Annotated in this window: 11 protein-coding genes; 2 read left to right on the plus strand and 9 right to left on the minus strand. The window is 69.9% G+C overall.

Annotated features, from left to right (window positions below; translation table 11 throughout):
- Positions 1-386: 386 nt before the first annotated feature.
- Positions 387-1394 carry a stage II sporulation protein M gene (locus AB0H78_RS24375; RefSeq protein ID WP_363236671.1) on the minus strand — a complete coding sequence of 336 codons (1008 nt, stop codon included), beginning with the start codon at positions 1392-1394 and terminating at the stop codon, positions 387-389.
- Between the two features lie 97 nt (positions 1395-1491).
- On the opposite strand from AB0H78_RS24375, the gene AB0H78_RS24380 reads away from it, so the two are divergent.
- Complete coding sequence (locus AB0H78_RS24380) at positions 1492-2388, plus strand: RDD family protein (protein ID WP_363236672.1); 897 nt, start codon at positions 1492-1494, stop codon at positions 2386-2388.
- Here the strand turns inward: AB0H78_RS24380 and AB0H78_RS24385 are convergent.
- From AB0H78_RS24385 to AB0H78_RS24420, 8 genes are all read right to left on the minus strand, one after another.
- On the minus strand, positions 2385-3005 hold the full coding sequence (locus tag AB0H78_RS24385; protein WP_363236673.1) for a hypothetical protein: 621 nt from the start codon (positions 3003-3005) through the stop codon (positions 2385-2387). The genes AB0H78_RS24380 and AB0H78_RS24385 overlap by 4 nt on opposite strands.
- Before the next feature lie 257 nt (positions 3006-3262).
- Positions 3263-4720, minus strand: a complete 1458-nt coding sequence (gene ahcY, locus AB0H78_RS24390; protein ID WP_363236675.1) for an adenosylhomocysteinase — start codon at positions 4718-4720, stop codon at positions 3263-3265.
- A 282-nt stretch (positions 4721-5002) separates the two neighbouring features.
- Positions 5003-5980: a cation diffusion facilitator family transporter gene (locus AB0H78_RS24395; RefSeq protein ID WP_363236676.1), complete on the minus strand. Its 978-nt coding sequence runs from the start codon at positions 5978-5980 to the stop codon at positions 5003-5005.
- Positions 5981-6052: 72 nt separating this feature from the next.
- Positions 6053-7216: a mannose-6-phosphate isomerase, class I gene (gene manA / locus AB0H78_RS24400; protein ID WP_363236677.1), complete on the minus strand. Its 1164-nt coding sequence runs from the start codon at positions 7214-7216 to the stop codon at positions 6053-6055.
- Between the two features lie 54 nt (positions 7217-7270).
- Positions 7271-8428 (minus strand): SIS domain-containing protein, encoded by a 1158-nt coding sequence (locus tag AB0H78_RS24405; protein WP_363236678.1) that lies wholly within the window; start codon positions 8426-8428, stop codon positions 7271-7273.
- A 50-nt stretch (positions 8429-8478) separates the two neighbouring features.
- Complete coding sequence (locus AB0H78_RS24410; RefSeq protein ID WP_363236679.1) at positions 8479-8664, minus strand: Trm112 family protein; 186 nt, start codon at positions 8662-8664, stop codon at positions 8479-8481.
- A gap of 204 nt (positions 8665-8868) precedes the next feature.
- Positions 8869-10251: a phosphomannomutase/phosphoglucomutase gene (locus tag AB0H78_RS24415; protein WP_363236909.1), complete on the minus strand. Its 1383-nt coding sequence runs from the start codon at positions 10249-10251 to the stop codon at positions 8869-8871.
- 56 nt (positions 10252-10307) lie between these two features.
- On the minus strand, positions 10308-10685 hold the full coding sequence (locus AB0H78_RS24420) for a DUF3499 domain-containing protein (protein WP_363236910.1): 378 nt from the start codon (positions 10683-10685) through the stop codon (positions 10308-10310).
- Positions 10686-11002: 317 nt separating this feature from the next.
- Between AB0H78_RS24420 and AB0H78_RS24425 the strand changes: the two genes are divergently transcribed.
- Positions 11003-11476: a metallopeptidase family protein gene (locus AB0H78_RS24425; RefSeq protein WP_363236912.1), complete on the plus strand. Its 474-nt coding sequence runs from the start codon at positions 11003-11005 to the stop codon at positions 11474-11476.
- Position 11477 lies beyond the last annotated feature (1 nt).

An 11477-nucleotide genomic window follows, 5' to 3' on the forward strand; every position in this document is an offset into this window, starting at 1 on the left:
TGTTGAGTTCTCAAGGAACGGACGCTTCCTTTGGTCCCATTTCACTGGGCCCTCCGGGCGCTTCCCTTCGGTCTTGCGTTTCCGACTCTATCAGATCCTTTCGGGCCCGATTCCCAGTCGAAGTGGGGTGCTTTTCAGCCTTTCGGCTTTCCGGCGATTCCGACTTTATCAGATGCAATTTGGCCGACTTGATCGGCCTCGTGATTCTGAATATCGGGAGGCTCTGCGGAAATTCAATTTCCGGTGAGAGCAAGAGAGACACTAGCTGTTTGGCTCGAACCTGTCCAGTTCGAGGCAACCGTTCGAATCTACCTCCCCACTCGAACCGTGTCAACGGTTTTTGTGGGCGAAGAGGAGACTAGCAGGTCAGAGGCGGCGTACGCACATCACGCCGCGATGGGGAGTTCAGCGCTGCGGTCGGGTTCTTCCACGTCTCCTGTGTCGCCTGCTCGTGCTGCCCGGCCTCCGAGCACGTACACGTAGGTGAGGAATGCCGATTCCGCTGCGATCCCGATGGTGATGCGGGCCCAGGTCGGGAGGCCCGAAGGGGTCACGAAGCCTTCCAGGACTCCTGAAACGAAGAGGACCAGGGCCAGGCCGATGGCCATGCCCAGGGCCGCGCGGCCCTGTTGGGCCAGGGCTGTGCGGCGGGAGAGCGGGCCGGGGTCGATGACTGTCCAGCCGAGGCGCAGGCCTGTGCCTGCGGCCACGAAGACCGCGGTGAGTTCGAGCAGGCCGTGCGGGAGGATCAGGCCCAGGAAGGTGTCCAGGCGGCCGGCCGATGCCATCAGGCCGATGCCAACGCCGAGATTGAGCATGTTGAGGAAGAGGATCCAGAAGACCGGGAGGCAGAGGAACGCGCCCAGGACCAGGCACATGGTGGCGGCCTGGGCATTGTTAGTCCAGACCTGGGCTGCGAAGGACGCTGCGGGGTGGCTGGAGTAGTAGGTCTCGTACTCGCCGCCCGGGCGGGTCATGTCGCGGAGCGCCGAGGGCGCTGCGATGGAGGACTGGATTTCCGGGTGCGTGGCGATCCACCAGCCGATCAACGCGGCGAGGGCTGTCGATATCAGGGCTGTGGGGACCCACCAGTGGCGGGAGCGGTAGACCGCCGCGGGGAAGCCTGCCGTCAGGAAGCGGACGGCGTCGCGCCAGCTCGCTCGGCGGGTGCCCGTCACCGTGGCCCTCGCTCGGGCCACGAGTTGGGTCAGGCGGGCCGTGAGCATGGGGTCCGGGGTGGTGGACTGGATCTGCGAGAGGTGGGTGGCCGTGCGCTGGTAGAGGGAGACCAGTTCGTCGGCCTCTGCGCCGGTGAGTCGGCGGCCCCGGTGCAGGAGGTGGTTGAGGCGGTCCCACTCGGCGCGGTGCGCCGTGACGAAGACATCAAGGTCCATGGGGCTGCTTCTCCTGCCTCTGCTGTGGGCTTCCCGCCTGCGTGTTGCGGGTCAGCTTGGCAGACTGTGGATCTCGGCGAAGGGTGGGTGGGCTGTTGTGAGTTGGCTCGTGACGGGTGATGCGGTCGTACTGGGGCTGCAGCCTGCGAAGTTGCCCAGTCGGGCGTTGGCGCTGCTGATTGATCTGGTGTGCGTCTGGGCTGTGTACATCGGGGTTTCGATAGGGCTCATCGCCGCTACCGCTTCGATGGATGAGGCTGCCTCGGCCGCTCTGGCTGTGGGGTTGTTTCTGCTGGTGCTCGTCGGGGCGCCGATCGCGGTCGAGACGTTGAGCCATGGGCGGTCGCTGGGGAAGCTCGCGTGCGGGCTTCGGGTGGTGCGGGACGACGGGGGGCCGATCCGGTTCAGGCATGCGCTGGTGCGTGGGGCGATCGGGGTCGTGGAGATCCTCATGACCTTTGGGGTGGTGGCGTGCATCGCCTCGCTCGTCTCCGCGCGGGGACGGCGTGTCGGGGACGTCTTCGCCGGGACCCTTGTCGTACGGGAGCGGGTGTCCGCGGGGCGGGTGCAGCCTGTGCCGCCTCCGCCGCCGTGGTTGGCCGGGCGGTTCGCCGGACTTGATCTGTCCGGGGTTCCGGACGAGTTGTGGCTTGCGGTGCGGCAGTACCTGACGCGGATGGGGCAGCTCGACGCGGAGGTGGGGTGGGCCGTGGCCGAGCGGCTCGCCGGGGAGCTGGCCGGTCGTACGGGGGCTCCTGTGCCGCAAGGGGTGCCACCGGGGGCGTACTTGGCCGCCGTCGTGAGTGAGCGGCAAGTTCGGGATGCGCGGCGAATCTTTGGGGCGGGTGCGGTGCCGATGGGTGCGGCGCCGGTGGGCGGGGTGCCTCTGGGTGGGGTCCCTGTGCGTGGGGTGCCGGCGGTTGTGGCTGTGCGGGGGGACGTTGTGGACGGTGCGTCCGAGGGCTCGACCACTGGGTTTGTGCCGCCGGCTTAGGGCGCGGGGAACACCGAGGGCGGGGTCTCCAGGTGTTCCAGTTCGATACCGGGGGCTGAGAGCACTACGTCGCCGGCGATATGGACGGTGTGCTGCTCGCCGGTGTCCAGTGCGTTGACCTGGTACTCGTCCACGAGGAGGGGGCCGTTGTCAGTGGCGTGCGCTTCACTTTTCAGTAGGGCCCAGGACTGGTCGACGGTGCGGGGGGCCAGTACGGGGTCGGTGAAGGTGACCAGGCGGACGCGGGTGGCGGGGGTGGTGGGGGTCAGGCGGAGCAGACGGGTTGTCGCGATGAGGAAGGCCGGGGAGGTGCCGGCGAATGCGTGGGCCTGGACGTTGCCTTCGGTGGCGTACGTGCCGGTGGGGTCCGTGCGGACCCAGGTGACGCCGTCCAGGGCTGCGCCGCGGATCTGCCAGGAGGAGGCGTTGAGTTCCAGGCGGATGGGGCGGCCCAGCTCGTCGAGGGCCAAGTCGACGGAGCCCATGTGGTCGCCGGTGGAGCTTGTTGTCTGGGCTACGTAGCGCCAGCCGGAGGGGCCGGGGGCGCAGTGGAAGTGCTCTTCGCCCAGGGGGGCGTGGTCGTGGGGGTCGTGGAGGGTGTAGCGGCCTCTGGGCATGAGGGTCCTCGGGGGGAGAGAGCTTGTGCGGGTGGTGGGGTGGGTGCGGGTGGGGCGCCTGCGGCGGGCCTGTCCCCCACCCCGCCCCTTCCCGAAACCGGGGCTGTGCCCCGGGCCCCCTGTCGCGACCTTCGGTCGCTCGTCCTCAATCGCCGGACGGGCTTGATGTGGCCGGGGTGGGCTTGATGGGCCGGTACAGGGCAGGCCCCCGGCACTGGGTGACGGGGGCCTGCCTGTGTTCGGGGCTTGCGGGTGGCTCAGTAGCGGTAGTGGTCCGACTTGTACGGGCCCTCTACCTCTACGCCGATGTAGCTCGCCTGCTCCGGGCGGAGCGTCGTGAGCTTGACGCCCAGTGCGTCCAGGTGGAGGCGGGCGACCTTCTCGTCGAGGTGCTTGGGGAGCACGTAGACGTCGGTCGGGTACTCGGACGGCTTGGTGAACAGCTCGATCTGGGCCAGGGTCTGGTCCGCGAAGGAGTTGGACATCACGAACGAGGGGTGGCCCGTCGCGTTGCCGAGGTTCAGGAGGCGGCCCTCGGAGAGGACGATCAGGACCTTGCCGTCCTCGAACTTCCAGGTGTGGACCTGGGGCTTGACCTCGTCCCTGACGATGCCCGGGATCTTGGCCAGGCCGGCCATGTCGATCTCGTTGTCGAAGTGGCCGATGTTCCCGACGATGGCCTGGTGCTTCATCTTGGCCATGTCGGAGGCCATGATGATGTCCTTGTTGCCCGTCGTCGTGACGAAGATGTCCGCGATCTCGACGACGTCGTCGAGGGTCGCGACCTGGTATCCGTCCATCGCCGCCTGGAGCGCGCAGATCGGGTCGATCTCCGTGATGATCACGCGGGCACCCTGGCCGCGCAGCGACTCCGCACAGCCCTTGCCGACGTCGCCGTAACCGCAGACGACCGCGACCTTGCCGCCGATGAGGACGTCCGTGGCGCGGTTGATGCCGTCGATCAGCGAGTGGCGGCAGCCGTACTTGTTGTCGAACTTCGACTTGGTCACCGCGTCGTTGACGTTGATCGCGGGGAAGAGCAGCTGGCCGTCGCGCATCATCTCGTACAGACGGTGCACACCGGTCGTGGTCTCCTCGGTCACGCCGCGGATCTCCGAGGCGAGCTGGGTCCACTTCTGGGGGTTCTCACCCAGCGTGCGGTTGAGGAGCTTGAGGATGTACGCGTACTCCTCGGAGTCCGCCGTCGCCGGGTCCGGGGCCGCGCCGGCCTTCTCGAACTCCACGCCCTTGTGGACCAGGAGCGTGGCGTCGCCGCCGTCGTCCAGGATCATGTTCGGGCCGCCGGTGGGGGTGTTGGGCCAGGTCAGCGCCTGCTCCGTGCACCACCAGTACTCCTCCAGGCTCTCGCCCTTCCAGGCGAAGACCGGGACGCCCGCGGGGGCCTCGGGGGTGCCCGTCGGGCCCACCGCGATGGCGGCCGCGGCGTGGTCCTGGGTGGAGAAGATGTTGCAGGAGGCCCAGCGGACGTCGGCGCCGAGGGCGACCAGCGTCTCGATCAGGACCGCCGTCTGCACGGTCATGTGCAGGGAGCCGGTGACGCGGGCGCCGGCGAGCGGCTGCGTGGCGGCGTACTCCTTGCGGATCGACATCAGGCCGGGCATCTCGTGCTCGGCGAGGGTGATCTCCTTGCGGCCGAAAGCGGCCAGGGACAGGTCGGCGACCTTGAAGTCCTGGGCGGTGGCGACAGTCGTCATACGAGCTGCTCCTCGTTGAAATGGGTCGAGGGTCGTGGTGCTTCGGGTGGCTGTGCTCTGCGGTTGCGGCGGTGTACGGGCATGGGAATGCCCGGGTGGCCTCGCACACGCAGTGCGCAGTCCGTCGGAGGCCCTCTCTCCCTCGGACGGTCCGCAGTACGGACCGCCCGACCGCCATCAGCAGCGACGTCTGGCTCTGGTCACGAATCTACACCGATCGGCCCAGTGGACCCCAGCCCGGATGGGGAGAGGCTTTGTCCGGTGGGGTGTTGGGGCCTCGGTTCAGTGGGCGGGCGCGGGGGTCGGGCCGCCGGGAGTCGCCTCGGGGTCGTTGCCCGCGGCTGCGTCCGACTCGCTGTAGATGTCCGGCTCCAGGTAGATCACCCGGGCGATCGGGACGGCCTCGCGGATACGGGATTCCGCCGCGTTGATGGCGGCTGCGACCTCGGCCGCCGTGTCGTCGTGCTGGACCGCGATCTTGGCTGCGACCAGGAGTTCCTCGGGGCCGAGGTGGAGCGTGCGCATGTGGATGACCGAGGTGACCGTGTCGTGGTCGACGATCGCCGCCTTGATCTTGTCGACCTCCTCGATGCCTGCGGATTCGCCGAGGAGGAGCGACTTCGTCTCCGCCGCCAGGACGATCGCGATGGCGATCAGGAGGATGCCGATGCACAGCGTGCCGATGCCGTCCCAGATGCCGTTGTCGGTCACCACGGCCAGGCCGACGCCGAACAGGGCGAGGATCAGACCGATCAGGGCGCCGAAGTCCTCGAGGAGGACGACGGGGAGCTCGGGGGCCTTCGAGCGGCGGATGAACTGGGACCAGGAGAGGGTGCCGCGGGTCACGTTGGACTCCACGATCGCCGTACGGAAGGAGAAGCCCTCCGCGATGATCGCGAACACCAGGACGCCGACCGGCCAGTACCAGTTGTCGAGGGAGTGCGGGTGCTTGATCTTCTCGTAGCCCTCGTAGACCGCGAACATGCCGCCGACGGAGAACAGGACGATGGAGACCAGGAAGGCGTAGATGTAGCGCTCACGGCCGTAGCCGAAGGGGTGCTCGGGCGTTGCCTCGCGCTTGGCCTTCTTGCCGCCGAGGAGCAGCAGTCCCTGATTGCCGGAGTCGGCGAGCGAGTGGACGCTCTCCGCGAGCATCGACGACGAGCCACTGAAGAGGAACGCCACGAACTTCGCTACCGCGATCGCGAGGTTGGCGCCGAGCGCCGCCACGATCGCCTTGGTTCCGCCTGACGCGCTCATGAGTGGGCTGGGTCCCTTCGTCGGTGCTGGGTGCTGGGTGCTGACCTGTACGTACGGCCGCACATTGTTGCATCAGGCCACGACTGTGGCGCGGAAGACCGTCCCGGGGCCGGTGAGCGTGGCTTTTTCGCCTGCGGGGACGAAGACCGACTGGCCGGGGGTGAGCGGGAGTTCACCGGCCCGGGGGGTTCCCGCGGTGCAGAGCAGGATCTGGGGGGTGGTGGCCGGCAGGTCCACGGGGGTCGCGTCGGCGGGGAGGACGTAGCGGGAGAGGCGGAACTCGTCGATGGGGGTCTCGTAGAGCTCTTCGCCGGTCGCCGAGGCCTCGGGGCGCAGGACGCCGGGGCCTGCCGACTCGAAGCGGACGACCTTGAGGAGCTCGGGGACGTCCACGTGCTTGGGGGTGAGGCCGCAGCGCAGGACGTTGTCGGAGTTCGCCATGATCTCCACGCCCATGCCGCTGAGGTAGGCGTGCGGGACGCCCGCGCCGAGGAAGAGGGCTTCGCCCGGCTGCAGTTGTACGTGGTTGAGCAGCATCGCGGCGATGACGCCGGGGTCTCCGGGGTAGTGCTGGGCGATCTGTGCGTACGGGGCGTGGGCTCCGCCGAGGCGTGTCGCCGCGGCTGCCGCTTCGGTGACCGTCGCGTGCATCTCGGCCGGGTCCGCGGTCAGGATCGCCGTGAGGACCTCGCGCAGGGCCGCCCCTTCGGGGCGGGCGCGCAGGATGTCCACGTACGGCTTGAGGGAGTCGACCTCGAGGGCGGCCAGCAGGTCTGCGGATTCGGTGGGTGTGCGGAAGCCGCACAGGCCGTCGAAGGGGGTCAGCGCGCAGATCAGCTCGGGCTTGTGGTTGGCGTCCTTGTAGTTGCGGTGCGGGGCGTCGATGGGGATCCCGGCGCGCTCCTCGGCCTCGTAACCCTGCCGCGCCTGCTGGAGGTCGGGGTGGACCTGGAGGGAGAGGGGAGCGCCGGCCGCGAGGATCTTGAGGAGGAAGGGGAGGCGGGGGCCGAACTTCGCGACCGCTGCCGCGCCGAGTTCGGCTTCCGGGTCGGCGGTGATCAGCTCGGAGAGCGGCTGGGATTCCTGGCCGCGGTCGACGCGTGAGGGGGCGCCGGGGTGGGCGCCCATCCACATCTCGGCCTGGGGTTCGCCGGTGGGGGCGGTCGAGAGGAGGGCCGGGATGGCGGTGGTGGAGCCCCAGGCGTATGGGCGCACGGTGTTGGTCAGGCGGTCCATGGGGGCTCTCTCCGGGTGGTTCAGCTGGGGTGGGTGGGCTGGGGGGAGCAGACGTTATGCCGTGGCCAGCGCGAGGTACACGGCCGCGAAGTCTGTGGTCGCGATGAGTGCCGCGAGGGCTTCCAGGTCCGTGCCCTCTTCCGGCTCCAGCTCGCTCAGGGGCGCGTTGTGGGCGAGCGCGAGGTCGCGGGCGGCCGGGGCCGCGGTGAGGCCTCCGGCCGGGCGGTCGCGGAGCAGGATGGCTCGGGGGCGCAGCGTTTGGGCGTCGTCCGCGCGGTCGCGGAAGAAGTCGTCCGCGGAGTCCGCGACGTCCGGGGCGCCCTGGCCGCCTCCGGAGGCGCCGAGCAGGGTGGAGTGGGCCGCGATCGCCTCGGGGAGCTCTGCCGTCAGCGCCGGGTGGCCCGCCAACTCGCCCAGTACGGCGGCGAATCGACGGCCCGCAGCGGCTGTGGCCGTACCTTCCGACCAGATGAGGGGGAGCGATTCCGCGAGCTCGGATGCGAGTGTCTTGGCGGGGTTGCTGTACGTGGTGATGGCCGGTCCGCAGCGCTCCGCCGTGCGGTCCAGACGGTCCGCCATGCCGCTGATCGTCTCGGTCGGGGCCGTGAGGATGCCCAGCCGGTCCAGGAGTATGAGCAGGGGCGTGAGCAGGGACCAGAAGGCGCCGGGGGAAGCGGCGGATTCCTGGGCTTCGTCGGGGTGTTGGTCGCCGGTGCGGGGCGCCGTCGCCAGCGGTACGTACAGGCCGTGCGCGACCTCGACCGCCTCGGTGAGCGGGGAGCTGCGGGGGGCCACGGCGACGACCGTGCAGCCTCGGCGGTAGGCCTGTTCGGCGAGGAGGGCGAGGCCCGGTTCCGTGCCGTCCGTCGTGGTGATGAGCAGGAGGTCCACGGGGCCCGCCCAGCCGGGGAGCGCCCAGCGCAGGGCGCCTGCGGCGGGGGCGACGCCGGTGGGGGCGAGGCGGGTCACCGGGGCCGTGGTGCCCGCCAGTGCGGCGAGCAGGTCGGCGACTCCGGTGGCCGCGGTGCCGGGGCCCGCGAGCAGGAGGGCGCGGGGCCTGCCCTCCGGCTTCAGCTCCGCGATGCCCGCCTCGACCGCGTGGCGGGCGGCGGTGCGGACGCGGGCGCCTGCTTCGGCTGCTCCTCGGAGGAGGCCGTGGCGGTCGGCGCGGGCCAGGGCGTCGGGGGTGTCCAGCAGCGTCTCGTCGAGCATGGGGGCGGGCCCCCTCCTCCGTGGTGGGTTCGGGTGCGGGTGGCTTGCGCCTATGCGGGGTGGCGGGCTTCGTCCACGAGGAGGACGGGGATGCCGTCCCTTACGGGGTAGGCCAGGCCGCAGTCCTTGCCCGTGCAGATCAGCTCGGGGGCGTCGTCGGAGGCCGACTCGTCCTTGAGCGGGGCGTGGCAGGCCGGGCAGGCGAGGATCTCCAGAAGGCCGGCTTCGAGCGGCATGGGGTGTCCCTTCGAACGTTTGGGTTGGGTGACGTCAGCGTACCGCCGGGGTGGGGGCGGGGTGGGGTTGGCCGCTGACGGTGGCCGCTGCGCGGGCTTTTCTCCCCTGACCCGCCCCTTCCCGAAACCGGGGTTGCACCCCGGGCCCCGCCTTTTCGGGGGCTCCGCCCCCGGACCCCCGCTCCTCGATCGCCGGAGGTTCGGTCAGGGAGTTGGGTTGCGTACCAGGGCCAGGACCTCGTCGCGGACCTTGGTCATCGTTGCTTCGTCCCTCGCCTCCACGTTGAGGCGCAGCAGCGGCTCGGTGTTCGAGGGGCGGAGGTTGAACCACCAGTCCTGTGCGGTGACGGTCAGGCCGTCCAGGTCGTCGGTGGTGATTCCGGGCAGCGGTGCGTACGTCTCGCGGACCGCTGCCGTGCGGGCCTTCTGGTCGTCGACCGTGGAGTTGATCTCGCCCGAGCCCGCGTAGCGGTCGTAGGACGCGACCAGCTCGGAGAGCGGGCCGTCCTGGCCGCCCAGGGCCGCCAGGACGTGCAGGGCCGCGAGCATGCCGGTGTCGGCGTTCCAGAAGTCGCGGAAGTAGTAGTGGGCCGAGTGCTCGCCGCCGAAGATCGCTCCGGAGGTGGCCATCTCCTGCTTGATGAAGGAGTGGCCCACGCGCGTACGGACGGGGATGCCGCCCTGTTCGCGTACGACCTCGGGGACCGACCAGGAGGTGATCAGGTTGTGGATCACCGTGCCGCCGGGGTGCTTGGCCAGTTCGCGGGCTGCCACCAGGGCCGTGATGGCCGACGGCGAGACGCCCCGGCCGCGCTCGTCGACCACGAAGCAGCGGTCGGCGTCGCCGTCGAAGGCCAGGCCGAGGTCCGCGCCCTCGGCGACGACGCGGGCCTGCAGGTCGACGATGTTCGCCGGGTCCAGGGGGTTGGCCTCGTGGTTGGGGAACGTGCCGTCGAGTTCGAAGTACATGGGGATCAGTTCGACGGGCAGGTCGGCGAAGACCGTGGGGACCGTGTGGCCGCCCATGCCGTTGCCCGCGTCCACCACGACCTTCAGCGGGCGGATCGAGGAGAGGTCCACCAGGGAGAGGAGGTGGGCCGCGTAATCGTTCAACGTCTCGGTGCGGGTGACGGTTCCCGTGGTGGCAGCAGGTGTGGGGGCGCCCGTCGCCGACCAGTTCTCGGCGAGCGTACGGATCTCCGCGAGGCCCGTGTCCTGGCCCACCGGTGCCGCACCGGCCCGGCACATCTTGATGCCGTTGTACTGCGCCGGGTTGTGCGAGGCGGTGAACATCGCCCCGGGCAGATCCAGTTGGCCCGAGGCGAAGTACAGCTGGTCCGTCGAGCACAGGCCGATGAGGGTGACATCGGCACCCTGGGCGGCCGCGCCGCGCGCGAAGGCGTTCGAGAGGTCCGGCGAGGAGGGGCGCATGTCATGGCCGATGACGATCGCCGACGCCTCGGTGACCTTGACGAAAGCCGCTCCGAAGAGTTCGGCCAGCGACTCGTCCCACTGGTCGGGGACCACTCCGCGCACGTCGTACGCCTTGACGATCTGCGACAAATCGGCGGCAGCAGCCACGGCCAGCCCTCCTGAAGGTCATTACGGACCTTCAAAATACCCGGAGGTGGAAGGGCCGGTGTTCAGGACTCCGGTGAGCGCAGCACCCGCAGATGGCCGCGGCGCGCGACCTCCATCGGGTCGGCCTGCCGGCCGACGCCCGCCGCACCCGTGCCTCGGTCGTGCGGACGGGCCGCTTCCCGTACCGCGTTGGCGAGGGCTTCGAGGTCGTCGCCGCTGGGGTGGGCGGGGGCCGAACCGTCGGTGAGACGGACGACTTCCCAGCCGCGCGGGGCGGTCAGGCGCTCGCTGTGGTCGGCGCACAGGTCGTAGCAATGAGGTTCGGCATAGGTGGCGAGCGGGCCGAGTACCGCGGTCGAGTCGGCGTAGACGTACGTCAGCGTCGCGACGGCGGGGCGGCCGCACGCGGTCCGAGAACAGCGACGTACAGGGCTCACGATGTTGGACGGTACCGCACTCTTGAGCGGGCCGCGACGACTCTCCCCGACGTCACCCCACCGTGTCCTCGTGCCACCCCTGCCCCTGCTGTCCGCGGCGCAACTGCCCTGACCTGCACGGGCGGAGACGGATACAGGCAGTGACCGGGCGGTATTCGGTCAGTAGTTGGCTTGATCAAGACAAGAGGAGCGAAATTTACGGTCGATGAGCGAGCCGCCATCGATCAGAATGGGCATGGACTCGCTCATTCGACGACATGCCGTGCAGAGGCCCGTCCCGTCCTTCACCAGGCTGTCCGGAGGACTACCCTGCGTCAGTGATGGACGCACCCGCACCCCCGCCCCAGCCCGCCGAGCCGCGGCCGCCCCGCCGCCGCGACCGACACGGACGCGGCATGCGCGGGCCTGTGGCCCCTCCGCAGGTCCCGCTCTCCACGACGCGTGCCGAGAGCTTCCGCGATCTCGTACAGGACTCCGTGGAGCGTCTGGAGCGGCGCTGGCCGCAGCTGGCCGAGGTGGACTTCCTGGTGCTCGACGTACCCCGTACGAGCACGCCGGACGACCCGGACGAGTGGCACGACAGCGAAGCCGTGCCACTGGGCGCCGCGGTCGCGGCGGACAAGGACCGGGCCGCGCGGATCGTGGTCTACCGGCGCCCCGTCGAGATCCGTACCAAGAACCGCGACGAGCGGGCACTGCTCGTCCACGAGGTCGTGGTCGAGCAGGTCGCCGAACTCCTCGGCCTCGCACCTGAGTCGGTCGATCCGCGGTACGGGCAGGACGGGCAGGAGTGAC

This window comes from Streptomyces sp. NPDC050738, assembly GCF_040654175.1.
In the GTDB taxonomy this organism is placed as follows: Bacteria; Actinomycetota; Actinomycetes; order Streptomycetales; family Streptomycetaceae; genus Streptomyces.

Bases quoted from the DNA above. Each gene is read 5' to 3' on its own strand.
- AB0H78_RS24375 (WP_363236671.1), bottom strand. From the start codon at position 1,394: ATGGACCTTGATGTCTTCGTCACGGCGCACCGCGCCGAGTGGGACCGC.
- AB0H78_RS24385 (WP_363236673.1), bottom strand. From the start codon at position 3,005: ATGCCCAGAGGCCGCTACACCCTCCACGACCCCCACGACCACGCCCCC.
- ahcY (WP_363236675.1), bottom strand. From the start codon at position 4,720: ATGACGACTGTCGCCACCGCCCAGGACTTCAAGGTCGCCGACCTGTCC.
- AB0H78_RS24395 (WP_363236676.1), bottom strand. From the start codon at position 5,980: ATGAGCGCGTCAGGCGGAACCAAGGCGATCGTGGCGGCGCTCGGCGCC.
- manA (WP_363236677.1), bottom strand. From the start codon at position 7,216: ATGGACCGCCTGACCAACACCGTGCGCCCATACGCCTGGGGCTCCACC.
- AB0H78_RS24405 (WP_363236678.1), bottom strand. From the start codon at position 8,428: ATGCTCGACGAGACGCTGCTGGACACCCCCGACGCCCTGGCCCGCGCC.
- AB0H78_RS24410 (WP_363236679.1), bottom strand. From the start codon at position 8,664: ATGCCGCTCGAAGCCGGCCTTCTGGAGATCCTCGCCTGCCCGGCCTGC.
- AB0H78_RS24425 (WP_363236912.1), top strand. From the start codon at position 11,003: ATGGACGCACCCGCACCCCCGCCCCAGCCCGCCGAGCCGCGGCCGCCC.